We start from the raw sequence: 23,510 nt of genomic DNA, 5'->3' as shown, positions 1-23,510 counted from the left end.
CCGCACCAGAGTCTGTTGTGCTGCCCTCCGAGAATCGGCTGCGGCGGCGCCAGGACTTCGCGACCGCGGTGAAACGCGGTCGCCGGGCCGGTAGGCCCCTGCTGGTCGTCCATCTCGCCAGAGAGGACGCCCCGGGGGGCCCGACCGACCGGACCAGCGACATCCGCCCGCACGTCGCCGAGGGGACTCCTTCGGCGCGTGCGGGTTTCGTCGTGAGCAAGGCCGTCGGCCCGGCGGTCACTCGCAACCTGGTCAAGCGCCGGCTGCGCCACCTCATGCGTGATCGTCTGTCCCGGCTGCCCGCCGGTAGCCTGATAGTGGTGCGTGCGCTGCCTCCGGCCGCGTCCGCCTCGTACCAGGACCTCGAACGCGACCTGGACGCGGCGCTCAAACGGCTGCTCAAGGTCGAGCACGCCGCCTCGGCGCCGACGGGAGCAGGGCGATGAAGTACCTGCTGATGGGTCTGATCAGGGTCTACCAGTGGACGATCAGCCCACTGCTCGGTCCGGTGTGCCGCTACTACCCCTCCTGCTCCCACTACGGCTTCGAGGCCGTCAAGGTGCACGGCGCGGTGAAGGGCGGCGGCCTGACCGTCTGGCGCATCCTGCGCTGCAATCCGTGGACACCCGGTGGGGTGGACCATGTCCCGCCGCGCAAGCACCCGGTATGGCACCGCCGGTTGCGCGACCTGCTGCAGAGCCGGTCCGCCGCAGACCAGCCGGTGATCATGCCCCCCGCCGGTCCGGACCCAGAGGGCCCGGCGATCATTGGCCCCGTGGGGCCAATCCCACTGTCCAAGGAGCCTGACCGGTGACCTTCTCCTTCCTCAACCCCCTGTACACAGCGGTGTCCTGGATCATCGTCCAGTTCCACTCGCTGTACAGCCACGTCTTCGACCCGAACGGTGGCTGGGCCTGGGGTCTGGCCATCGCCTCGATGGTGGTCGTCATCCGGATCTGCCTGATCCCGCTCTTCGTGAAGCAGATCAAGGCGACCCGGGCCATGCAGGCGATCCAGCCGAAGATGAAGGCCATCCAGGAGCGGTACAAGAACGACCGCCAGCGCCAGTCCGAAGAGATGATGAAGCTGTACAAGGAGGCGGGTACCAACCCGTTCTCCAGCTGCCTTCCCATCCTCGTCCAGGCGCCGTTCTTCACCGCCCTCTACGGCGTGCTCGCCAAGGTCGCCGACGGCAAGCCGATCGGGGTCATCGACGGCACCCTGCTCGACAGCGCCCAGCAGGCGCACATCTTCGGCGCCCCGCTCTCGGCCACCTTCGTGGGCAGCAGCGAGGTCAGCGTCAAGATCGTCGTCGCGGTGATGATCATCCTGATGTCGCTGTCGCAGTTCATCACCCAGCGCCAGCTGATGACCAAGAACATGGACCTCACGGTCAAGACGCCGTTCATGCAGCAGCAGAAGATGCTGATGTACGTCTTCCCGATCATGTTCGCCGTGATGGGCATCAACTTCCCGGTCGGTGTCCTGGTCTACTGGCTGACCACCAACATCTGGTCGATGGGCCAGCAGCTGATCGTCATCCGCAACAACCCGACGCCGGGCAGCAAGGCCTGGGACGAGCGCCAGGACCGCCTGAAGAAGGCCGGCCGGCTGAACCCGGACGGCTCGGTCATCAAGGGCCCGCTGTTCGGCCTGCTGCCGGCCAAGAAGCCGGCCGCCACCGCCGAGGCCGTGGTCGAGGAGTCGGTGCAGGCGCGCCGCCAGCAGCCGCGCAAGCAGACCAAGTCGCAGCGCCAGCAGGGCGGCACCCAGACCACCAGCCTGACCAAGGACGCGCCGGCCGAGGAGCCCGCGGACGCGGCCCCGGCCGATTCCGCCGAGTCCACCGGCGCGGCCGGCGGCACCGGTGCGGCCAAGCAGACCGCGGCCCGGCCGGTCGGTGCCAAGTCCGGTCCGTCCGGACGGCAGGGCGGCGGCCGCCAGCAGCCCAAGCGCGGCGGCGGACAGCGGCCGAAGAAGAAGTCCTGACCCCCTCCTGACCCGTCCGGCCCCGGCCCGTTCCTGCGGCCCCCCGAACCTCGCTACCGGCCCACCACCCGGGCCCATCTCCGAAGGAGTCCATCAGTGACGGAAGGCACCACCTCCGCCGTCGAGGCCGAGGCCGCCGACAGTGCCGACGAGAGCCTCGTCGCCCGCCTGGAGCAGGAGGGCGACATCGCGGCGGACTACCTGGAGGGTCTGCTCGACATCGCCGACCTCGACGGTGACATCGACATGGACGTCGAAGGCGACCGCGCCCTGGTCTCCATCGTCGGTGACGGCAACGACCGCACCCTGCAGCGCCTGGTCGGCCAGGACGGCGAGGTGCTGGAGGCGCTGCAGGAGCTGACCCGGTTGGCTGTCCACCGGGAGACCGGCGAGCGCAGCCGCCTCATGCTGGACATTGCCGGCTTCCGGGCCCGCAAGCGCACCGAGCTCGCGACCATCGGGTCGGAGGCCGCGGAGCAGGTGAAGAGCTCGGGCGAGCAGGTCAAGCTGCGTCCGATGACCCCGTTCGAGCGCAAGGTCGTCCACGACGCGGTGGCGGCGGCCGGTCTGCGCAGCGAGTCGGAGGGCGAGGAGCCCCAGCGGTGCGTGGTCGTGCTGCCGGCCTGACGGCAGGGTGACCAACGGCCGCTTCGGCGGTCGGCATGCGACAAGAGGACTCGACCCCGTCCGCCTCGCGCGGGCGGGGTCGTCGTCCCTTCGCGGGGCGTCGGCCCGGCGAGAGATGTTTCACGTGAAACGTTGTGCGGAGAGCGGGTCGGTGGATCCGGGGAGCGGAGAGGTCGAGATGGACACGGAGAGCGCGGCTGCCGGCGGGCCGGAGACGGGTGCCGGTGGTCCGGGTGCCGAAGGCGCGGCCGCCGAGGGGCGTCCGGCGGTCGAAGCACCGCCCGCGCCGCCGGCCGTCGCCCGGGAGGTCTTCGGCGAGCGGTACGACGCCGCGGTCCGCTACACCGAGCTGCTGGCCACCGCGGGCGTCACCCGCGGGCTGATCGGCCCGCGCGAGGTGCCGCGGCTCTGGGACCGCCATGTGCTGAACTGCGCCGTCCTCGCCGAGCTGCTGCCGGCCGGGACGACGCTCTGCGACGTCGGCTCCGGCGCCGGCCTGCCCGGCATCCCGGTGGCGCTGGCCCGCCCGGACGTCTCGGTGACCCTGCTGGAGCCGCTGCTGCGCCGGACCACCTTCCTGGAGGAGGTGGTCCGCGAGCTCGGTCTGGAGAACGTCACCGTGCTGCGCGGCCGGGCCGAGGAGATGGTCGGCAAGCTGGCGGTGGACGTGGTGACCGCCCGCGCGGTGGCGCCGCTGGAGCGACTGGCCGGCTGGGGTCTGCCGCTGCTGCGGCCGCACGGCCAGATGCTGGCGCTCAAGGGCGACAGCGCGGAGCAGGAGCTGGCCGACTCGCGGGCCGGGCTGGCGAAGCTCGGTGCGGTGGAGTGGTCGGTGATCTCGGTCGGCGAGGGCACCCTGGAGACCTCGACCCGGGTGGTCCAGGTCAAGGCGGGGGAGAGCCCGGGCGGCGTCCGGGCGGCGACCCGGCGGGCCAAGGCAGCCGCCAAGGTGCGCGGCGCCGCCCCGCGCGGCGGCCGGCGCCGCAGCCGCTGACCTTCGGATGACGTCCTGAACGGGCGGGTGGCCTTCGGGTCGCCCGCCCGTCGTCGTCTCGGTGACGCGCGGGCGTCCGGATGGGTGACGTCGGAATACCGGAGTGTCGCATCGTCAGAATTCCGACATTGCGGGCATGGTGTTTCACGTGAAACGTCGCTCTCTCCTCTCGGGAATCCTCTCGCGCAGCCGGGCGGCGACTGTTGCCGCTCCGGTTTCACGTGAAACACTGAGCCCCATGCAGGACTCGGAGACCATCGACCAGATCGATGACACGCCCATCGCGCGTGCTGCCCAGGCTGCGGTCCAGGCCATCGGCCGGGCGGGGGAGGGGCTCCCCAGGCCCGCCGCGACCCGGGTGATCGTGGTGGCCAACCAGAAGGGCGGGGTGGGCAAGACCACCACCACCGTCAACCTGGCCGCCTCGCTCGCCATGCACGGGCTGCGCGTGCTGGTCGTCGACCTCGACCCCCAGGGCAACGCCTCCACCGCGCTCGGCATCGACCACCACGCCGACGTGCCGTCCATCTACAACGTCCTGGTGGAGGGCAAGCCGCTGGCCGACGTGGTGCAGCCGGTAGTCGAGGTCGAGGGACTGTTCTGCGTCCCCGCCACCATCGACCTGGCCGGTGCGGAGATCGAGCTGGTCCCACTGGTGGCCCGGGAGAGCCGGCTGCAGCGCGCCATCGCCGCGTACGAGCAGCCGCTCGACTACATCCTGATCGACTGTCCGCCCTCGCTGGGCCTGCTGACGGTCAACGCCCTGGTCGCCGGCCAGGAGGTGCTGATCCCGATCCAGTGCGAGTACTACGCGCTGGAGGGCCTCGGCCAGCTGCTGCGCAACGTCGAGCTGGTCCGGGCGCACCTGAACTCGGTGCTGCACGTCTCCACCATCCTGCTCACCATGTACGACGCCCGGACCAGGCTGGCCGCCCAGGTGGCGGAGGAGGTCCGGACGCACTTCCCGCAGGAGGTGCTGCACACCGCGATCCCGCGCTCGGTCCGCATCTCGGAGGCGCCCAGCTACGGGCAGACGGTACTCACCTACGACCCCGGCTCCACCGGGGCGCTCTCCTACCTGGAGGCCGCCCGGGAGCTGGGCCTGCGGGCGGTGTCCGCGGAGGGTGGCGGCTCGTTGGTGGGGCAGCAGCGGGACGGCGGTTCGGGGCAGGGTGCCCCGGTGGCACGGCACGGTACGACGGAGGGCAATCGGTGAGTGGTCGCAGGGGTCTGGGACGAGGACTCGGGGCGCTGATCGGCCCCGCCGCCCCGGCGGTCGGCGGGGCGGCGGGTCAGCCCGCGGTGGCCCCGGCGATCGCCTCCGGGACGGTGTCGCCGGCCGCGGTGCCGGTGCTGCCGTCCGGCCGGGGGACGTTGGCGGCCAAGGCGGCCGCGGAGAGCATCCGGGAGCAGGCCGCGGCGGCGGCTGAGCCCGTCCAGGTGGCCGGCGCCCACTTCGCCGAGCTGCCGCTGGACGCGATCACCCCGAACCCGCGCCAGCCGCGTGAGGTCTTCGACGAGGACAAGCTGGTCGAGCTGGTCACCTCGATCAAGGAGGTGGGCCTGCTCCAGCCGGTGGTGGTGCGCCAGGTCGCCCCCGAGCGCTACGAGCTCATCATGGGCGAGCGGCGCTGGCGGGCCTCCCGGGAGGCCGGGCTGGAGCGGATCCCGGCGATCGTCCGGGCCACCGAGGACGACAAGCTGCTGCTGGACGCCCTGCTGGAGAACCTGCACCGGGCCGAGCTCAACGCGCTGGAGGAGGCGGCCGCCTACGACCAGCTGCTGCGGGACTTCTCCTGCACCCACGACGAGCTCGCCGACCGGATCGGCCGCTCGCGCTCGCACGTCTCCAACACGCTGCGGCTGCTGAAGCTCCCGCCGGGGGTGCAGCGCCGGCTGGCCGCCGGAGTGCTGACGGCGGGGCACGCCCGTGCCCTGCTCGGCGCGCCGGACACCGAGCGGCAGGAGGAGCTGGCCAAGCGGATCGTCGCGGAGGGCCTCTCGGTGCGCACCACCGAGGAGCTGGTCATGCTGATGGAGGGCGAGGACGCCAAGCCCAAGCGCTCGGCCGCCCCCAAGGCGGGCAAGATCCTCTCGCCGGCCTTCAACGACCTGGCGAGCCGGCTCTCGGACCGCTTCGACACCCGGGTGAAGGTCGAGGTCTCGCAGCGCGGCGGCAAGCTCGGCAAGGGCAAGGTCGTCCTGGAGTTCGGCTCGGTGGAGGACCTCAACCGGATCCTGGACAGCCTGGCGCCCGGTGAGGACGGGCTGCGGCTGTCGCAGGGCTGAGCCTGGGCCGATTGCGGTACGCGATGGGTGCATGGTTCACGTGGGCGCTGTTTCACGTGAAACATGCACCCGTCGGCGTTCGGGGGGAATGCTCGACTGTGACGTGGACGAGGAGGTGCGGGGCATGGGACGCCGGATCGTTCCGCTGACGCTGGACAACCTCGCGGACCTGCCGTCGACCTGCCGCTCCTGCGTGTTCTGGGAGCTGGACCCGGTCAGTGGCCGGGCGGCGGTCGAGTCCGGCAAGCCGGAGCTGGAGAAGGAGGGGTGGATCTCCGCGGTCCTGCTGGAGTGGGGCTCCTGCGGCCGGATCGTCTACGTGGACGAGCAGCCGGCCGGGTTCGTGCTCTACGCCCCGCCCGCGTACGTCCCGCGCTCGCAGTCCTTCCCGACCAGTCCGGTCGCCTCGGACGCCGTGCAGCTGATGGTCAGCCGGGTGCTGCCGGGCTTCCAGCGGCAGGGGATCGGCCGGGTGCTGGTGCAGACGGTGGCCAAGGACCTGCTGGGGCGGGGGTTCCGGGCGATCGAGGCGTTCGGGGCGGTGGGCCGGCAGCCGGTCAGCTGCGTGCTGCCCGCCGAGCACCTGCTGGCGGTGGGCTTCAAGACGGTCCGCCCGCACCACCGGTACCCGCGGCTGCGGCTGGAGGCCCGGACCACGCTCTCCTGGCGCGGGGACGTCGAGGGCGCGCTGGAGCGGCTGCTGGGTGGCGGACGGAAGGAACCGGCGCTGCGGCCGTTCTGAGGAACGGCGCTTCCCGGGTGGCGACGAACGACGAGGGCGGGGCTCCCCGGTGGGGGAGCCCCGCCCTCGTGGCGTGCCGGGGAGTGGGGCCTAGTAGAGGCCGTCCAGCTCGCGCAGCAGAGCGGCCTTCGGACGGGCACCGGTGATCTGCTTCACCGGCTCGCCGTTCTTGAAGAGGATCAGCGTCGGGATCGAGATCACGTTGTACGCCGCGGCGGTTTCCTGGTTGGCGTCGACGTCGAGCTTGGCGATGGTCAGCTGGTCGCCGTGCTCGGCCGCGATGTCCTCGAGGACCGGGGCGACCTGGCGGCACGGGCCGCACCATTCGGCCCAGAAGTCGACGAGGACGGGCTTGTCGCTCTTGAGGACGTCCGCGTCGAACGTCTTGTCGGTCACGATGGTGGTGGCGCCGGCCACGGTCACTCCTAGGGGTCAAGCGGACGGGGGCTGCCAGGTCTACAACAACGAACGGGGCGGTTCTGTTTCGGCCTGGCGGGGTGGGTGTGTTTCACGTGGAACCAACCGGGATCGCGGGGACCGCGCGGCGCACACCCACCCGAGGGCGGTGGAGGGATCAGACCGCGACGGCGGCGGCCTGGGTCTCCAGGTCGTCCAGCGCGGCCAGGTAGCGCTCGGCGTCCAGGGCGGAGGAGCACCCGGTGCCGGCGGCGGTGATGGCCTGGCGGTAGGTGTGGTCCACGACGTCGCCGGCGGCGAAGACGCCCGGGATGTTGGTCCGGGTCGAGGGGGCCTCGACCTTGAGGTAGCCCTCGGCGTCGAGGTCCAGCTGGCCCTTGAAGAGCTCGGTGCGCGGGTCGTGGCCGATGGCGATGAAGAGGCCGGTGACCGGGAGCTCGCGGGTCTCGCCGGTGGTGGTGTCGCGCAGGGTGACGCCGGTCAGCTTCGGGTCGCCGTGGATGGCCTCGACCGCGCTGTCCCACTCGAAGCGGATCTTCTCGTCGGCGAAGGCGCGCTCCTGCATCGCCTTGGAGGCGCGCAGGGTGTCGCGGCGGTGGATGATCGTGACGCTCTTGGCGAAGCGGGAGAGGAAGGTCGCCTCCTCCAGCGCGGTGTCGCCGCCGCCGACCACCGCGATGTCCTGGTCGCGGAAGAAGAAGCCGTCGCAGGTCGCGCACCAGGAGACGCCGCGGCCGGAGAGGGCGTCCTCGTTCGGGAGGTCGAGCTTGCGGTGCTGCGAGCCGGTGGTGACGATCACCGCGCGGGCCTTGTGGACGTTGCCCTCGGAGTCGGTGACGGTCTTGATGTCGCCGGTGAGGTCGACCGCGACGATGTCGTCCGGGACCAGCTCGGCGCCGAACCGCTCGGCCTGCGCCCGCATGTTGTCCATCAGCTCGGGGCCCATGATGCCGTCCCGGAAGCCCGGGAAGTTCTCGACCTCGGTGGTGTTCATCAGCGCACCACCGGCGGTGACGGCTCCCTCGAAGACCAGCGGCTTGAGGGAGGCACGGGCCGTGTAGAGAGCGGCCGTGTAGCCGGCCGGGCCGGAACCGATGATGATCACGTTACGGACGTCGCTCACTGCATCTCCTGGTTCGCATCGCGACCCGCGTTTGGTGCGGGGAGGGCGGTCCTGCTCCGCCGCCCGGGACAACGACTGACCAGTGTCTCGCATTCCCAGGCGGATCCGTACCAGTCGCCCGCACTCCGGGAGTGTCGGACGGCCCGGGGCGTCGATCGCACGGGAACCACCCCTGGAGCGGCACCCGGTCAGCGGGCCGGGACGGTGCGGTGCAGCAGGACCGGGCCGCAGTCGGGGGTCCGGAGGTAGACGTCGAGCCGGTCGGGCCGGCCGGGCACGCCGTAGACCAGCACGTCGGCGGGCGCGCCGGCGTAGCTGCCGCGGTCGGCGGCCAGCAGCGGGCCGGTGGCGGGGGCGGGGCAGGCGGGGGTGGAGTGGCTGCCGCCGGTCAGGCCCTGGCCGGCCTCGGGGCCGTCGGCGGGCGGTACGGCGGTCGGGCCGGAGGCCTCGGCGCCCGCACCGGAACCCGTGCCCGCGCCGCTGCCCGCGCCGAGGGAGGGCAGGCCGGGGACGCCCGAGGCGCCGGTCCCGGCGGTGGCGACCAGCCGCTGGATCTGGGCGGCCAGCTGCTCGTCGTCCCGGTAGACCGTGCCGCCGGGGGCCTGGTCGGCCTTGGCGGCGCCGGTGGCGGCGGCCGAGGCACCGGGGACGGCCCGGTCGGCGACGGCGGTGGCGCGCTGCTCCTGGGCGTCCGGGGAGGAGCGGGCCAGGAAGGTGCCGCCCAGGCCGAGGACGAGCAGCGCGGCGGCCGAGCCGAGCAGCAGGGCGGCCCGGCGGCGCCGGGGGCGCGGTCGGCCCGGTCCGGTGGCGCCGCCGGCGCGGGCGGGCGGGGCCTTGGGCGGGGCGGTGGCGGCCGGGACGGCGGCGGCCGTGGCGGACTGGGTGGACTGGGCGGGCAGCACCGGGGGCGGCGCCGGGGCCCGCTCGGCGGCGGCGGCCGTCAGGGCGGCGTCGATCCGGGCGGCGACGTCGGCCGGCATGGCGGGCGGCTCGGCGGCGCCGAGCAGCTCCCGCACCTCGGCGAGCGCCTCGACGGTCTCCCGGCACTCGGCGCAGCCGGTCAGGTGCCGCCGGAGGGCGTCCGCCTCGGCGGGCGGGAGCAGCTCCTCGGCGAGGTCGGCCAGCTCGTCGACGGAGGGGTGCGGTCCGGTGGCGGGGTCGGGGGAGGAGAGGGGGGCCGTCATCGCGTGCTCGCGTCTCCTTCCAGAATCGGCCGGGTGGTGTCCGGGACTGCCCCTTGGACGGAACGGGGGCCGGGTGGGTTCCCGGGGGGCCGTCCGGGCTCGGGGGCGGGCGTTTCACGTGAAACATCGGGCCCCCGTGAAGCGTCGGGCCGCCGCCCGCCCGTGTCGGCCTCCTCGCGCAGGTGCCGGACGAGCGGCAGCAGCCGGGCCCGGCCCCGGGCGCAGCGGCTCTTCACGGTGCCGACCGGCACCCCCAGCAGCTCGGCGGCCTCGGCGACCGGGTAGGCCTGCATGTCGACCAGGACCAGCGCCGCCCGCTGCTCGGCCGGCAGGGCGGCGAGCGCGGCGGACAGCTCACGGTTCACCTCGGCGCGCACCACCGGGGAGTCGGCCGGCTCGGCGGAGCCGACCAGGGCGTCCAGCCGCTGCGGGTCCTCGTCGAGCGGCTTGGTGCGGCGGGTGGCGGCCCGGCGGGCGCGGTCCAGGCAGGCGTTGACCACGATCCGGTGCAGCCAGGTCGTGACGGCCGAGCGGCCCTGGAAGGTGTGGGCCGACCGGAAGGCGGAGACCAGGGCGTCCTGGAGGGCGTCGGCGGCCTCCTCGCGGTCGCCCAGGGTGCGCAGGGCGACCGCCCAGAGCCGGTCCCGGTGGCGGTTCACCAGCAGGCCGAAGGCCTCCCGGTCGCCCGCGACGTGCCGGGCGAGGAGCGCCGCGTCGTCGTCGGTCCGGTCCGGTCCGTCCGGTCCGTCGTCCGCCACTGTCACCCCTCGCCGTTCGGGTCCCGTCGTCGCCGGAAGGTCAGCCGAAGACCTTCACCTCGGCGATCTGGCCGCGGAACTTGGCGCTGTTGTCCGGATCCTTCGGCAGGCTGGTCAGCCAGATCAAGAGATAGCGGGTGGTGGCCGGTTTTTCCAGGGTGTACTCGACGCTGGTGCCGCTCTTCTTCCCGGCGACGGTGAAGTCGGTCGGCTTGGCCGACTGCGGGTTGCCGGCGACCGCGTCGTTGGGGATCCGCAGCTCGGCTCCGGTGGCCCCGAGGAACTGGACGTTCACCGAGCTGACCGACTGCGGCGAACCGAGGTCGAGGAGCAGCCCGGTGCCCTCCTTGAACTTCGAGCCGAACTGGTCGTCGTAGCTGAAGGTGGTCCAGGCGCTGGCCGGATCGCCGTCGAAGGCCTTGGGGAGGGCGTACTTGCTCTCCGGGGTGGTGCCGTACGGGTTGTAGGAGAGCGCGTCCTTGACCGGGATCGCCACCGGGGCGTGGGTGGCGGCGTGGGCGCTGGGGGAGGCCGAGCTGCTGCTGGGCTGGGGGGTGGCGGAGGCCTGGCTGCCGGTCCGCAGGTTGTCGACGAGGTGCCAGGAGGCGACGCCGATCGCGCCGAGCGCGACCGTCCACGCGGTCACCTTGACCACCCGGCGCAGCCGCAGACCGGCGCGCCGCACCGGGGCCGCCACCGGGGTGGGCGCGGTGCCGGGGGCGGCGACCACCCGGGTCGGGTTGGGCGCGGTCGGCAGCGCGTGGGTGTTGTGGCGGGGCGGGCTGAAGGACGGCAGCTCGGGCTCGGGCTGGCGGATGCGCGGCATCAGCGCGATCGCCTTGGCCAGCTGCTCGGGGGTGGCGATCGGCTCGGCGTGGTGCGGCGGGTGGTCGAACAGGGCCCGGGCGGCCAGCTCGGAGAGGCCCTTGTGGACCCCGGCCCGGACCTGGTCCGGCGCCACCTCGCGGAGGTCGCGGGGCAGGCCCTGGAGGTCGTAGCGGTCCTCCGGGTAGGGCCAGCGGTGGGTGAGCGCGGCGAACAGCAGCGCGCCGATGGCCCGGGTGTCGGTCCGCTCGGCGTCCTCGTCGGCGCCGTCGGCGGGCAGGCCGCGCAGCGCGGCGTCCACCGCGATGCCGTTGATCCGGTACTGGCCGCTGTCGGTGCGCAGCACGCAGCGCGGGGTGAGCCGCAGGTGGGCCTGGCCGCGCCGGTGGGCGGCGGCCACCGCGTCGGTGACCTGGCGGACCATCTGGTACGCCTCGTGCGGCTCCAGCGGGCCGTCGGCGAGCAGCTTGGCGAGGTCGGAGGCGTGCGGCAGCCACTCCCGCACGACGTAGACCAGCTCGCCCTCCTGGACGGCGTCCAGCACCTGGACGAAGCGCGGGTCGCCGAGCAGGGCGGCCGACTTGGCGGCGGCCAGCACCTTGCGGGCCCGCTGGTGGCCGGAGGCCATCAGGTGGACGCCGACGGCCCGGCGCAGCTTCTCGTCGACCGCGCGCCAGCTGCTGAAGGTCTCGGTCGAGGAGATGCACTCCTCCAGCCGGTACCGGTGGCCGATCATGTCGCCGCTGTGCCGCAGCGGGGCCGGCAGGGTCTGCGGCAGGCTGCCGGTCTCCCGGGGGTCGTGGGTGGGCTGCGGGTCGCGCGGCGGCCGCTTGGCGGTCCGGCCGGCGGGCGCGGGGGTGCCCGGGCGGCGGGCGGCGGCCTCGCCGGCGGCCAGTTCGGCGGCGATTTCGGAAGCCGACAGCGGAGCGGTGATCTCCGAGGTCTCCTCGCTGCCGGCCGGGGCCCCGTCGGTCACCGCCTCGTCGGCCGGCCCGTCGTCGTCGGACCCGTCGTCGGGGGAGCCGGCCGTGGTGGCCCGGGCCGTGCCGTCGGCGAGCTCGTCGATCGCCGCGGCCAGTGCGGCCTCGTCCGCCGCCTCGTCAGCTGCTGACGTGTCGACGACCGCCTTGGTGCCATCAGCCACCGTGGTCCTGCCTCCCCTTGTGTCGCCCCGGGCCTGAGAGAGAGTCTTGGAGTCCGGCGGCCGGTGGGGGCCGTGGTGCTCCGGGACAATTGTGCCCACTCTTTCCCACCGGGTACGACCGCCGAGAGGTCCGCGCGGTTGCCTGCTGGTGGAGAGATGTGGTGCAGATCCGACGCCGGGCCGCCGTGCCCGGCCCGGGACGGTCCGGGGCTTCGGCGACGGCCCGACGCGCGGTCAGGGTGTGCGCTAGCGGCCCAGTCGGCCGCGCACCATACCCAGCATGGCGTTCAACTCCTCGATCCGCAGCCGCTTCGCGATGAGCACGAAGACGGCCAGCTGGAGGCCGCCGGCCAGGACGACGGTCAGCACGCTGCCGGTCCAGCCGCCGAGGACCTTGGAGACCCCCAGGCTGACGCCCAGGCCGACCAGGGCGGCCGGCACGCTCGCCGCCGCCAGCCGGGAGTAGGTCTTTCCGATCCGCTTGGTGTCCAGGCCGCCGATCTTCTTCTTCAGCTTGGGCACCGCGACCATCACTCCGACGGCGTAGGCGAGGCCGTAGCCGAACGCCATCCCGGTGACCGTCCATTCGGCGGGCAGCAGGAACCAGCAGAGCAGCGAGAAGCCGGCCTGCAGGGCGGCCACCCAGACGGTGTTGGAGAACGGCGTGCGGGTGTCCTCGTAGGCGTAGAAGCCGCGGAGCATCACGTACTGCGCCGAGTAGGGGATCAGGCCCAGGGCGAAGGCGGAGAGCATCAGGCCGACGTTGCGCGCGTTGTCGAGGGCCGTGTCGCCGCCGCCCACCGCGTAGATCGCCTGGCCGATGGCCGGTCCGAGGGACAGGAAGAGGAAGGCCGCCGGGACGACCGCCACGGCGGTGGTGCGCAGCCCGTAGGAGAGGTCGTCGCGGACGGCGCCGGCGTCCTCGTCGGCGGCCGCGCGGGAGAGCCGGGGGAGCACCGCGCTCATGATCGAGACGGTGATCACGGCCTGCGGGAGCTGCCAGATCAGCAGGGCGTTGGAGAAGGCCGCGAGGCCGACACCGCCGTGGCCGCCCTTCTCGGCGGAGCTGCCGGCGGCGGTGGCCAGCTGGGTGATGACCAGGTAGCCGGCCTGGTTGGCGAGGACGAAGAAGAACGTCCACTTGGCCAGCCGGGCGGCCTTGCCGAGGCCGTGCCCGCGCCAGTCGAAGCGCGGCCGGAACCTGAAGTCGGCCGCCCGCAGGTACGGGATCATCGCCAGCGACTGCACGGCGAGGCCGACCAGGGTGCCGATGCCGAGCAGCCGGACGCCCTCGGGGGTGATCGACTCGGGGGTGACGTGGGTGCCGTCGTAGCCGCCGTAGACCCAGATGTAGGCGCCGAAGGTGAAGATCACCACGATGTTGTTGAGGACCGGGGTCCACATCATCGCGCCGAACCGGCCGCGGGCGTTGAGGATCTGGCCCATCACCACGTGGATGCCCATGAAGAAGATGGTCGGCAGGCAGTACCGGGCCAGGGCGACGGTGGTCTCCGCGCGCTCCGGGGTCTCCATCATCGGGTGGGCGATCAGCTGGACCAGCACCGGTGCCCCGAGCACGGCCAGGAAGACCACGCCGGCCAGGCCGACCATCACCAGGGTGAGCAGCCGGTTGGCGTAGGCGGTGCCGCCGTCCGCGTCGTTCTTCATGCTGCGGACCAGCTGCGGCACGAAGACGGCGTTCAGCGCGCCGCCGCCGATCAGGATGTAGAGCAGGGTCGGCAGGGTGTTGGCCGCGTTGTAGGAGTCACCCATCACGGCGATGCCGATCGCGCCGGCGATCACCATGGTGCGCAGGAAGCCGGTGCCCCGGGAGACCAGGGTCCCGGCCGCCATGATCGCACTGGAGTTCAGCAGCGAGGCGACCTTGCCGCCGCCGGAAGCCGGTGCGGCCGGCGCGGCCGGTTCGGCGGCGGGCGCGGGGGCGGCGTGCTGCTCGGCGGCGAGGTCCGCGAGCGGCTCCACCGCGGGCGGCAGCTGCACCGCCGCCACCTGCATGGTGGCCTCCTCCTCGGAGAGCGGCGGGTCGAACTCGATCGGCGGCACGAACGGGCGGGGCCCGTCCGGACCGTGGCCGTGGCCGTGGCCGCCGCCGTGCGGCTGCCCCGGGTACGCGCCGGCCGGGGGGAACGGCGCGGCCGGGGCGGGCGGCACCGGCGCGGCGGGCGCCTGGGCGGCCACCGGCTGGACCGGGGACTGCCGCTCGGGGGACTGCTGGGCCGGCGGGCGGGGCGCCTCGGCGGTCGCCTGCCGGCCGCCGAACAGCCCGTCCACGCCCACGTACTCGGTGGACTCGGAGTCCCAGGCGGAGTGCGCCGGGCCGGGCTGCCACTGCGGCGGGGCGCTCCACCCCTCGGCGGGGGCCGCCGGAGCCGCGGGCGCGGCCGGGGCGGCGGGCACGGCGGACCCGGCCGGGGCGGCGGCGGGGGTGCCCGCCTGCTGCTCCCAGGCCGGACGGCCCTCCCGCCACTCGCCCGCCGGGGTGTCCCAGCCGGGCTGCACCGGGGGGACCGGCGGGGAGAACTGCGCCGGCGGGACCGGCGCCGGGAAGTCGCCGCCCTGCGGCGGCAGCTGCGGCGGCACGTCGTACGCGGCCACCGGCTGCTGCGCCGGCTGCGGTGCGGTGGGTCCGGCGGGTCCGGCGGTCCGCAGGCCGTACGGGTCCTGGTCGCCCGGACCGCCCTGGTACGCGTCGGCCGCGTAGGGGTCCTGGGCGTAGGTGTCGGCCACGTACCAGTCGCCGGACGGCGACTCGGCCCCCGGACGGCCCTCTCCGCGGCCCGGAGGCCGCTCCTCGCTGCGCCCGGTCATGTCACCTCTTCGCTGTCGTGGGGGGAGGCCGCGCCGGAGTCGGGCGGTATCGGCGGTGTCAAGGACCAACCTTCTCATCACTGGCGGCCTGATCCCGGCCATCCGCGCTGGGGTCGCGCGGTGTCCCCACCGCCCCGTCGGGTCCGGCCCCGTCGGCCCGGTCCCCGGCGGGTGTCCCGCCGGCCCCCTCCGGGGCGGCCGGGTCGCTCGGGTCGCCCTTGTCGCCCTTGTCGCCCGGCTCGCCGGCCGGGGCGAGCGGCTCGTCGCCCTCGTCGTCGTGCGCCACCCGCCGCTTGCGCTGGCGCATGAACCGCAGGGCCGCCAGCAGGAGCAGCAGCAGACCGCCGCCGAAGACGTAGAGCACGCCGTTGGTGACCGAGGTGACCTCGACGGTGAACTGCACCGGTTCGCCGTACGGCTGCGGGTTGGGGCCGGTGGTGAAGAGCTGGGCGGTCATGTTCACCGGCCCGTTGTTCTTCGCCTCGGCGGGGAAGCGCAGGGTGACGCTCTGCGAGGCGGGCAGCACCAGCTCCTCGGTCGGCAGTTCGACCCGGAGCCGGTTCTGCTGGCTGGGGATCAGCACCAGCTTGAGGTTGGTGACCGTCTGGGTGAGGTCGTTGCGGACGCTGACCTGGAGCACGCCGGTGTCCCCGGCGAAGGTGATGACCCGCTTCGGCGGCACCTTCACCGCGCCGGTGAGCTCGTTGAGGTAGTTGGTGACGCCCGCCCGGTAGACGCTGCCGGCCGGGGCCTCGGTGCGCCACTCGGTGGACAGCGAGCGGACCATCGCCGCGCTGAACGGCCCGCGCACCCGCTGCGGCAGGGTCAGCACCCGCATCAGGGTGTCCAGCTTGGTCTGGATCCGGGTGGTGGCGGTCAGGTCGGCGGCGGGCAGCTCCGAGTCGCGGACCCGGGCCGGGTAGTCGGTGGCCGCCGGGACGGCGGCGTTGGCCTTCGGGTCCGCCGCGAGCTGGGTGAGGGTGTCCAGCTTGACCGGGTCCACCCACTTGCCGTCGGTGGCCGCCTGGAGCGCGGTCGCCAGCACCTTGGCGGTGGCGGCGGTGAGCTCGCGCGGCGGCAGCACCAGCAGGCCGCGCGGGTTCTGCGGCTCCTGCCGGGAGATCACGAAGGTCTCGGCGAGGAACCGCTGGACCGCCCGGCTCTGCGCCTCCGGGGTGACCAGGTCGTCCTCGAACAGGCCGGAGACCAGCTCGTCGGCGACCACCGCGGTCTGCCCGTTGCCGATCGGGCGGGTGGCCGAGGGGGTGTACTTCAGCGCGTCCGACTCGGGCAGGCTGGCACCGTTCACCAGCACGGTGCCGGCGCCGGTGCGCTGGGCGACCGAGGCGATCCGCTGGTCCAGGTAGCCCTGGTAGGGCCAGGCGACGTCGGCCCGGGTGTCCACCGAGAGCCGGCCCTCGACGGTCAGCTGACCGGCCGTGGCGGCCTTGCCGAGGGCGGTGTCGATGCCCTCCAGCTCGGCGGCGTTGTGCGCGATCGAGGCGAGGTCCGGGTCGGCGTACGGCAGCGCCACCACCTGGCTGCCCGGCTTGGCGACGGCGGCCCGCAGCTTCTCCAGCCAGGCCGTGGCGGCCGCGGTGCCGGTGCCGGGGACGGTGTTCTCCTCCTTGGCGGCGTTGCCCGCGGTGCCGGGCTTCTGCACCTGGTACCGCTTGGTCATCGCGAACGCGGTGTCCAGCAGGTCGGGGTCGACCACCCAGGTCAGCCCGGGCAGCGTGGCGCCGATCTCGACCAGCGAGTACAGCCGCCCGCCGGGGGCGAACTCGGTGGCCAGGCTGTCGTCGCGGAGCACCGAGACGGTCTGGTCGTTGTCGGAGAGGGTCTGCGCGGCCAGCACCGGCGCGTGCACCAGCGGCCAGACGGTGGTGACCTTGGACGGCTGGGCCTCGGTCGGGCTGGGGTCGTACGGCAGGAACGTGCGGGCGATGCCCAGCGGGCGGTCCTTCTGGTTGTCCGCGGTCGAGCCCCAGACGTCCACCGCCAGCTCGTACACGCCCTCGGTGGAGAACAGCAGGTCGGCGACGGCGACGCTGAGCGTGTACGGCTGGCTCTGGCCGGGGCCGAGCTCGTTCAGCGCGTACTGCGGGCTGTCCAGCGAGATGCCGTCGGCGCCGAGCGGGGTGGTCCGGGCGGTCACGTCGGCCAGCTGGCTGCGGGTGGTGAGCGGCTTGCTCGACCAGGGCTTGCGGACCGCCGCGTGCGCGGACTTGAGCACCGACTTGCCGCCGTTGGTGACGTGCCCGGTGATCGTCACGGTGCCGTTTTGGGCGGCCACCGGCTTGTTCACCGACTCGATGGTCATCACCACCGGGTACTCGGCCGAGACCGTCGACTCGGCGACCGGTCGGGTGCCGCCGGCCGGGGCCGCGGTCGCCGGGACGCCGGGCAGCCCCGGGACGAGCACCAGCGCGGCGCCCAGCGCGCCGGCCAGTCGTCGGACGGCCCGGGCCGCCCGGCCGGGGCCGCGCCGCCCGGCGGGCCGGGCGCTTCGTTCCAGGGCCCGCCCCGGTAGACCGTTCGCCTCCAGGCCCGGTGCCGGCTCAGTCACGCGGTCCGCCCTCGCTCGCTGCTCGCTGCTTGCTGCTGAATGCTGGTGCTGCTGAATGCTGTGCTGCTGCGGATGTTCCATCGGCCGGAAAAGGGAGGCCGTGCGGAGCAGCCGTGAAGAAAAGGTGGTCGTCCATCGCCCGAGGGGCCGTGACGGCGCACGGCACCGCGGCCCGCCGTCGGTGCCCCGGACTCGTTCCACCGGCATGGTAACGATGTGGCGAGGGGTGCGGTGTTGCGGGCCGGGGGGTGAGGCGGTGGAAACGCGCGGGCGGGGGTGCCGCCGGGCCACGTACCCTTGTGAGCCGTGTCCACTGCCAATGAGCCCACCGCCCACGAGTCCGGCGCCCATCATCCCAGTTCCGCCGTCCAGGTCGTGCCCGGCCTGAGCGAGGCGCAGACCCTGGGTCTGCAGGAACTGCTGCGGGTCTCCCCGGTCGCCGACGAGATCGCCGGCCGCTTCCAGGCGGCCGGGCACCGGCTCGCGCTGGTCGGCGGCTCGGTCCGGGACGCCCTGCTGGGCCGGCTCGGCAACGACCTCGACTTCACCACCGACGCCCGCCCGCAGCAGGTCCTGAAGCTGGTCAAGGGCTGGGCGGACGCGGTCTGGGACGTCGGCATCGCCTTCGGCACGGTGGGCGCGCGCAAGGACACCCCCGAGGGCTCGTTCCTGATCGAGATCACCACCTACCGCTCCGAGGCGTACGACCGCACCTCCCGCAAGCCCGAGGTGACCTACGGCGACACCATCGAGGAGGACCTGGTCCGCCGCGACTTCACGGTCAACGCGATGGCCGTCGACCTGCCCGGCCGCGGCTTCGTCGACCCGCACCAGGGCCTGGAGGACCTGGAGGCCCGGGTGCTGCGCACCCCCGCCACCCCCGAGGAGTCCTTCTCCGACGACCCGCTGCGGATGATGCGGGCCGCCCGGTTCGCCGCCCAGCTGGACTTCGAGCCGGCCCCCGAGGTGATCGCGGCGATGACCGCGATGGCCGAGCGGATCACCATCGTCTCCGCCGAGCGGGTCCAGGCCGAGCTGAACAAGCTGCTGCTGGCCAAGCACCCGGTGAAGGGCCTGCGACTGCTGGTCGACACCGGCCTGGCCGACCACGTGCTGCCCGAGCTGCCGGCGCTGCGCCTGGAGCGCGACGAGCACCACCGGCACAAGGACGTCTACGAGCACTCGCTGACCGTCCTGGAGCAGGCCGTCGACCTGGAGCAGGACGGCCCCGACCTCACCCTGCGGCTGGCCGCGCTGCTGCACGACATCGGCAAGCCGCGCACCCGCCGCTTCGAGTCGGACGGCCGGGTCTCGTTCCACCACCACGAGGTGGTCGGCGCCAAGATGACCCGCAAGCGGATGCGCGAGCTGAAGTACTCGAAGGAGCTCACCGAGGACGTCTCGCGCCTGGTCGAGCTGCACCTGCGGTTCCACGGCTACGGCGGCGGCGAGTGGACCGACTCGGCGGTGCGCCGCTACGTCACCGACGCCGGCCCGCTGCTGGAGCGGCTGCACAAGCTGACCCGCTCCGACTGCACCACCCGGAACCGGAAGAAGGCCGCGGCGCTCTCCCGCACCTACGACGGTCTGGAGACGCGGATCGGCGAGCTCAAGGAGCAGGAGGAGCTGGACGCCGTCCGCCCCGCGCTGGACGGCAACCAGATCATGGAGCTGCTCTCCCTCAAGCCCGGCCCGATGGTCGGCAAGGCGTACAAGCACATGCTGGAGCTGCGGCTGGAGCACGGCCCGATGGAGTCCGAGGAGGCCGTGGCCGCGCTGCGCGCCTGGTGGGACGCCCAGCAGTAGGCCCGAGCGGACCGGAAGGGGTGGTCCCGGGCGCTCCGGGACCACCCCTTCCGCCGTGCCCGGGGGTCAGAGCTTCTTCAGGCAGAGCACGAAGCTGAGCGCGGACGTGGTCGACTCGCGGGTGTAGGTGCTCTCGGCGTCGGTGACGTTCTGGCAGGCCTTGTCGGCGTCGCTGGTCGCGTAGACCTTCTTGAGCACCTTGTACTGGGCCCGCGGGTCGGTGCAGGGGAGCATGGTGATCCGCGGGTTGGCGTCGTGGGTGGCCGTGGTGCCGTTCTCGTTGCGCAGGCAGTCGCCGGCCTTGGCGTCGTCGATGTCGCTGGGCGTCTTGGGGGTCGGCGTCGGCATGGTGACGGTCGGCACCGGGACCGCCGGGGCCGAGTAGCTCGGTGCCGTGTAGGTCGGCACCGGGATGGTCACCGAGGTCGGGGTGGGCAGCACGATCGGGTGGCGGTCGCTGTCCTTCCGGTCGCTGACGAACACCCCGGCCGCGATCAGCGCGACGACCGTGCCGATCAGGAGCACCGGCACCAGCACCAGCAGGACCACCAGGAGTGGCCGCTTGGTGGGCGGCCCGCCCGGGCCGCCCTGCGGTGCGTACCCGGCCTGCGCCGGGTAGCCGGCCGGCGGCGGGTACGCGTAGCCGCCCGCGGGTGCCTGGGCGGGCACGCCGTAGCCGGGCGCGGCCGGCGGCGGGGCGGCCGGGTAGCCGTAGCCGGGCGGCGGTGGGGCGCCCGCCGGCTGCGGGGCCTGCGGGCCGGCGTACGGGTTGCCGGTGGCGTACGGGTTGGCGCCGTCGGGCGGCGGTGAGCCGTACGGCAGCTGGGGCGGCGGAACGGACAAGGGGATCCCCCGGGAAGGTCAGCGGTGGCGGGCGGGCAGGGCTTCGGTCAGGGCTTCTTCACCGGCGGGGTGCCGGCGAGCGGGCCGAGGCAGAGCACGTACCGCTTCTTGTTCCAGCGGCGGCCGCTCTTGCCCGAGACGGTGCTGGTGGTGCCCACGGTCTCGCGGCACCGGGTGGTGTCGGTGGTGGACTCGAACTTGGCGAGCACCTTGTAGTTCGCCTTGCTGTCGGTGCACTTGACCACGGAGACGTCGCGCGAGCCGTTCGCCTTGACGCAGTCGCCGGCCTTGGCGCTGCTGACGCTGGGGCCGGTGACGAAGTAGAGGACGGCCAGCACGATCGCGCCCAGCACCGCGCCGACCAGCTTCAGCCGGCCCTTGCTGCCGCGCTTCGCGGCCGGCGGCGCGGGCACCGGTGCGGCCGGCGGGTAGCCGTGCTGGGGCGCCTGGCCGTAGGGGGCCTGCTGGTACGGGGCCTGCTGGTAGGGACCCGGCGGGTACGGGGCCTGCGGGTACCCGGGGGCCGCCGGGGGCGCGGGCTGGGCGGCGGGGTAGCCGTAGCCGGCCGGTGGCGGCGGCGGGGCGCCGTAGCCGCCGGGCGCCGGCTGCGGCGGTCCGTAGGGCTGGGGCGGCGCGCCGTAGGGCTGCGCCGGCGGATGGCCGTACTGCGGTGGGGCCCCGTACGGGCCGGGTGGTGTGCTCATCAGATCGTCCCCCGAGACGTGGTGCTGTCGCTCCGACAGATCTGACGTACCTTAGCGACTCCTCCTGACGGTTTCCGGTCGCAGGGGGCGCGGGGCCCTAGCCGGCCTGGTCACCGGGGACGGGGCCGCTCCGGCGGGCCGCGCGCAGGTAGAGGAGGGCGGCCGCGGCGTACACCAGGGCCACGCCCACGACCACGGTGACCGAGCGGCCGGAGAGCGGCAGCACCAGCGCGGTCACCAGGGCGGCGGCCACGAAGGCGACGTTGAAGAGCACGTCGTAGATGGCGAAGACGCGGCCCCGGTAGTCGTCCTCGACCGATCCCTGGACCACGGTGTCGGCGCAGATCTTGGTGCCCTGGGTGACCACGCCGAGCAGCAGCGCGGCGATCAGGCAGGGCACCAGGGTGAAGCCGAGGCCGAGCGCGGGCACGAAGACCACCGGGGCGGCCAGGCAGAGCGTCATCCAGCCGGCCAGCCCGAACCGGCGGGTGCACCAGGGGCTGATCACCGCCGCGATGAAGAAGCCGGCGGCGGAGAGGCCGACCGCCTGCCCCAGGGTGACCAGCCCGGCCGCGCTGTCCGCCGGGTCGTTGAAGGTGTACCGGGCGAGCATCACCACGACGACGATCAGCACGCCGTAGCAGAACCGGGCCGCGGTGACGGCGGCCAGCGCGTGCACCGCCGGGCGGCAGTCCCGCACCAGGTGGTTGACGGCGGCGCGCAGTTCGCGGGCGGCCTGGACCAGGGCCTGGCCGAGCGGCGGCCGGCCCGGGTGGTGCTCGGGGCCGAGCAGGTCCTTGTCCATCCGCAGCGCGGCCAGCGCGGCCGACAGGTAGAGCAGGGCGGCGACGGTCACCAGGGCGGCGTCGGCCCTCGGCCCGGGCGGCATCACCTGGTGCAGCAGGAAGCCCACCCCGCCGCCGGAGGCCGCCGCGACGGTGCCCAGGGTGGGGGAGAGGGCGTTGGCGGTGACCAGCTGTTCGGGCCGGACCACCCGGGGCAGGGCGGCCGAGAGGCCGGCCAGGATGAACCGGTTGAGCGCGGTGACCAGCAGCGCGGAGGCGAAGAACAGCCAGGTCGGGGCCTGGAGCAGGAGCAGCGCGCCGGTGACCAGGCCGAGCCCGAAGCGGCCCAGGTTGCCCAGGTAGAGCACCTGGCGGCGGCGCCAGCGGTCCAGCAGCACGCCGGCGAACGGGCCGATCACCGAGAACGGCAGCAGCATCACGGCCAGCACCGAGGCGATGTCGGCGGGGGAGGACTGCTTCTCGGGGGAGAAGACCACGTAGGCGGCGAGCGAGACCTGGAAGACGCCGTCGGAGAGCTGGGAGAGCACCCGGGCGGTCAGCAGCCGGCGGAAGTCGCGGCCGCGGAGCAGGTCGAGGAGCGTGGCGCGGTGCGCGGCCTGGTGGGTGCTGCCGTTCTCGGTGATCGCCACCTGCCCAGGGTGCCATGGAACCGGTCGGTGTTTCACGTGAAACATTCGCCGGGAAAAGGTGAACGGGCCCACGGTGCTCGACCGTGGGCCCGTTTCAGTGCCCGGGGTGAATCAGGCTCAGCGCTCGACCTCGCCGCGGATGAACTTCTCGACGTTCTCCTTGGCCTCGTCGTCGAAGTACTGGACCGGCGGGGACTTCATGAAGTACGAGGAGGCCGACAGGATCGGGCCACCGATGCCGCGGTCCTTGGCGATCTTCGCGGCGCGCACGGCGTCGATGATGACACCGGCGGAGTTCGGGGAGTCCCAGACCTCGAGCTTGTACTCCAGGTTCAGCGGGACGTCGCCGAACGCGCGGCCCTCGAGGCGGACGTACGCCCACTTGCGGTCGTCCAGCCAGGCGACGTAGTCCGACGGACCGATGTGGACGTTCTTGGCGCCCAGCTCGCGGTCGCGGATCTGCGAGGTGACGGCCTGGGTCTTGGAGATCTTCTTGGACTCCAGGCGCTCGCGCTCGAGCATGTTCTTGAAGTCCATGTTGCCGCCGACGTTCAGCTGCATGGTGCGCTCGAGGATGACACCGCGGTCCTCGAACAGCTTGGCCATCACGCGGTGCGTGATGGTCGCGCCGACCTGGGACTTGATGTCGTCACCGACGATCGGCACGCCGGCCTCGGTGAACTTGTCGGCCCACTCCTTGGTGCCGGCGATGAACACCGGGAGGGCGTTCACGAAGGCGACCTTGGCGTCGATGGCGCACTGGGCGTAGAACTTGGCCGCGGCCTCGGAACCGACCGGCAGGTAGCAGACCAGGACGTCGACCTGCTGGTCCTTGAGGACCTGGACGACGTCGACCGGGGCCTCGTCGGACTCCTCGATGGTCTCCAGGTAGTACTTGCCCAGGCCGTCGAGGGTGTGGCCGCGCTGGACGGTGACGCCGGTCGGCGGCACGTCGCAGATCTTGATGGTGTTGTTCTCGCTGTTGCCGATGGCGTCGGCCAGGTCGAAGCCGACCTTCTTGGCGTCGACGTCGAAGGCGGCGACGAACTCCACGTCACGGACGTGGTAGTCACCGAACTGGACGTGCATCAGCCCGGGGACCTTGCCGGCCGGGTCGGCGTCCTTGTAGTACTCGACACCCTGCACCAGCGACGCGGCGCAGTTGCCCACACCCACGATGGCTACGCGAACCGAACCCATTTCCGGTTGCTCCCTGTGATCTCATGAGCGCC

At 73.3% G+C, this 23,510-nt stretch carries 20 protein-coding genes; 9 read left to right on the top strand and 11 right to left on the bottom strand.

Annotated elements, in window-relative coordinates; all coding sequences use genetic code 11:
- The first annotated feature begins 17 nt into the window (after positions 1 to 17).
- From rnpA to AB0N76_RS23630, 8 genes are all read left to right on the top strand, one after another.
- Positions 18 to 446, top strand: a complete 429-nt coding sequence (gene rnpA / locus AB0N76_RS23665; protein WP_363559985.1) for a ribonuclease P protein component — start codon at positions 18 to 20, stop codon at positions 444 to 446.
- Complete coding sequence (yidD, locus tag AB0N76_RS23660; RefSeq protein ID WP_363559983.1) at positions 443 to 814, top strand: membrane protein insertion efficiency factor YidD; 372 nt, start codon at positions 443 to 445, stop codon at positions 812 to 814. Before rnpA ends, yidD begins: the two co-directional genes overlap by 4 nt.
- Positions 811 to 1,989, top strand: coding sequence for a membrane protein insertase YidC (gene yidC / locus AB0N76_RS23655; RefSeq protein WP_363559981.1), 1,179 nt, complete (start codon positions 811 to 813; stop codon positions 1,987 to 1,989). The genes yidD and yidC overlap by 4 nt, the downstream gene beginning before the upstream one ends.
- Positions 1,990 to 2,085: 96 nt before the next feature.
- Entirely contained in the window at positions 2,086 to 2,616 is a 531-nt protein-coding gene (locus tag AB0N76_RS23650; protein ID WP_363559979.1) for a R3H domain-containing nucleic acid-binding protein, read from the top strand.
- A gap of 178 nt (positions 2,617 to 2,794) precedes the next feature.
- Entirely contained in the window at positions 2,795 to 3,610 is an 816-nt protein-coding gene (gene rsmG / locus AB0N76_RS23645) for a 16S rRNA (guanine(527)-N(7))-methyltransferase RsmG (RefSeq protein ID WP_363559977.1), read from the top strand.
- A gap of 238 nt (positions 3,611 to 3,848) precedes the next feature.
- Positions 3,849 to 4,826: a ParA family protein gene (locus AB0N76_RS23640; protein WP_363559975.1), complete on the top strand. Its 978-nt coding sequence runs from the start codon at positions 3,849 to 3,851 to the stop codon at positions 4,824 to 4,826.
- Positions 4,823 to 5,899 (top strand): ParB/RepB/Spo0J family partition protein, encoded by a 1,077-nt coding sequence (locus tag AB0N76_RS23635; protein WP_363559973.1) that lies wholly within the window; start codon positions 4,823 to 4,825, stop codon positions 5,897 to 5,899. Before AB0N76_RS23640 ends, AB0N76_RS23635 begins: the two co-directional genes overlap by 4 nt.
- Before the next feature lie 124 nt (positions 5,900 to 6,023).
- Positions 6,024 to 6,641, top strand: a complete 618-nt coding sequence (locus tag AB0N76_RS23630) for a GNAT family N-acetyltransferase (RefSeq protein WP_363559971.1) — start codon at positions 6,024 to 6,026, stop codon at positions 6,639 to 6,641.
- 90 nt (positions 6,642 to 6,731) lie between these two features.
- Here the strand turns inward: AB0N76_RS23630 and trxA are convergent, their stop codons facing one another.
- The 7 genes from trxA to AB0N76_RS23595 all read right to left on the bottom strand — a co-directional run bounded on the left by trxA (position 6,732) and on the right by AB0N76_RS23595 (position 17,490).
- The gene (gene trxA, locus AB0N76_RS23625; protein ID WP_363559969.1) at positions 6,732 to 7,058 is read right to left on the bottom strand and encodes a thioredoxin; all 327 of its coding nucleotides are present in this window, start codon (positions 7,056 to 7,058) and stop codon (positions 6,732 to 6,734) included.
- A 157-nt stretch (positions 7,059 to 7,215) separates the two neighbouring features.
- A complete protein-coding gene (gene trxB, locus AB0N76_RS23620) occupies positions 7,216 to 8,181 on the bottom strand; it encodes a thioredoxin-disulfide reductase (protein ID WP_363559967.1) in 966 nt (321 codons plus the stop codon).
- A gap of 188 nt (positions 8,182 to 8,369) precedes the next feature.
- The gene (locus AB0N76_RS23615; RefSeq protein ID WP_363559965.1) at positions 8,370 to 9,365 is read right to left on the bottom strand and encodes a hypothetical protein; all 996 of its coding nucleotides are present in this window, start codon (positions 9,363 to 9,365) and stop codon (positions 8,370 to 8,372) included.
- Positions 9,362 to 10,123: an RNA polymerase sigma factor SigM gene (gene sigM, locus AB0N76_RS23610; protein ID WP_363559963.1), complete on the bottom strand. Its 762-nt coding sequence runs from the start codon at positions 10,121 to 10,123 to the stop codon at positions 9,362 to 9,364. Before sigM ends, AB0N76_RS23615 begins: the two co-directional genes overlap by 4 nt.
- A gap of 40 nt (positions 10,124 to 10,163) precedes the next feature.
- Entirely contained in the window at positions 10,164 to 12,092 is a 1,929-nt protein-coding gene (locus AB0N76_RS23605; protein WP_363559961.1) for a protein kinase family protein, read from the bottom strand.
- A gap of 246 nt (positions 12,093 to 12,338) precedes the next feature.
- Positions 12,339 to 14,921 carry a murein biosynthesis integral membrane protein MurJ gene (gene murJ, locus AB0N76_RS23600; protein ID WP_363559959.1) on the bottom strand — a complete coding sequence of 861 codons (2,583 nt, stop codon included), beginning with the start codon at positions 14,919 to 14,921 and terminating at the stop codon, positions 12,339 to 12,341.
- A 58-nt stretch (positions 14,922 to 14,979) separates the two neighbouring features.
- Positions 14,980 to 17,490, bottom strand: a complete 2,511-nt coding sequence (locus tag AB0N76_RS23595) for a DUF6049 family protein (RefSeq protein ID WP_363559957.1) — start codon at positions 17,488 to 17,490, stop codon at positions 14,980 to 14,982.
- 384 nt (positions 17,491 to 17,874) lie between these two features.
- On the opposite strand from AB0N76_RS23595, the gene AB0N76_RS23590 reads away from it, so the two are divergent.
- The gene (locus tag AB0N76_RS23590) at positions 17,875 to 19,296 is read left to right on the top strand and encodes a CCA tRNA nucleotidyltransferase (protein WP_363560004.1); all 1,422 of its coding nucleotides are present in this window, start codon (positions 17,875 to 17,877) and stop codon (positions 19,294 to 19,296) included.
- Between the two features lie 66 nt (positions 19,297 to 19,362).
- On the opposite strand, the gene AB0N76_RS23585 is transcribed toward AB0N76_RS23590, so the two are convergent.
- From AB0N76_RS23585 to AB0N76_RS23570, 4 genes are all read right to left on the bottom strand, one after another.
- Positions 19,363 to 20,139, bottom strand: coding sequence for a hypothetical protein (locus AB0N76_RS23585; RefSeq protein WP_363559955.1), 777 nt, complete (start codon positions 20,137 to 20,139; stop codon positions 19,363 to 19,365).
- 47 nt (positions 20,140 to 20,186) lie between these two features.
- Complete coding sequence (locus AB0N76_RS23580; protein ID WP_363559953.1) at positions 20,187 to 20,843, bottom strand: hypothetical protein; 657 nt, start codon at positions 20,841 to 20,843, stop codon at positions 20,187 to 20,189.
- A gap of 97 nt (positions 20,844 to 20,940) precedes the next feature.
- Positions 20,941 to 22,278, bottom strand: coding sequence for an MFS transporter (locus tag AB0N76_RS23575; RefSeq protein ID WP_363559951.1), 1,338 nt, complete (start codon positions 22,276 to 22,278; stop codon positions 20,941 to 20,943).
- A 117-nt stretch (positions 22,279 to 22,395) separates the two neighbouring features.
- Complete coding sequence (locus AB0N76_RS23570) at positions 22,396 to 23,478, bottom strand: inositol-3-phosphate synthase (RefSeq protein ID WP_313764715.1); 1,083 nt, start codon at positions 23,476 to 23,478, stop codon at positions 22,396 to 22,398.
- Between the last annotated feature and the right edge of the window lie 32 nt (positions 23,479 to 23,510).

The sequence above is a fragment of the Kitasatospora sp. NPDC093806 genome, from assembly GCF_040683335.1.
Lineage (GTDB): Bacteria > Actinomycetota > Actinomycetes > Streptomycetales > Streptomycetaceae > Kitasatospora.
The sequence above is the reverse complement of the archived record's forward strand: the minus strand, read 5'-3'. Positions and strand labels throughout refer to the sequence as shown.

Excerpts from the sequence above, each read along its gene's own strand:
- yidD (WP_363559983.1), top strand. The coding sequence starts at position 443 with ATGAAGTACCTGCTGATGGGTCTGATCAGGGTCTACCAGTGGACGATC.
- rsmG (WP_363559977.1), top strand. The coding sequence starts at position 2,795 with ATGGACACGGAGAGCGCGGCTGCCGGCGGGCCGGAGACGGGTGCCGGT.
- AB0N76_RS23640 (WP_363559975.1), top strand. The coding sequence starts at position 3,849 with ATGCAGGACTCGGAGACCATCGACCAGATCGATGACACGCCCATCGCG.
- AB0N76_RS23630 (WP_363559971.1), top strand. The coding sequence starts at position 6,024 with ATGGGACGCCGGATCGTTCCGCTGACGCTGGACAACCTCGCGGACCTG.
- AB0N76_RS23615 (WP_363559965.1), bottom strand. The coding sequence starts at position 9,365 with ATGACGGCCCCCCTCTCCTCCCCCGACCCCGCCACCGGACCGCACCCC.
- murJ (WP_363559959.1), bottom strand. The coding sequence starts at position 14,921 with ATGACCGGGCGCAGCGAGGAGCGGCCTCCGGGCCGCGGAGAGGGCCGT.
- AB0N76_RS23580 (WP_363559953.1), bottom strand. The coding sequence starts at position 20,843 with ATGAGCACACCACCCGGCCCGTACGGGGCCCCACCGCAGTACGGCCAT.
- AB0N76_RS23570 (WP_313764715.1), bottom strand. The coding sequence starts at position 23,478 with ATGGGTTCGGTTCGCGTAGCCATCGTGGGTGTGGGCAACTGCGCCGCG.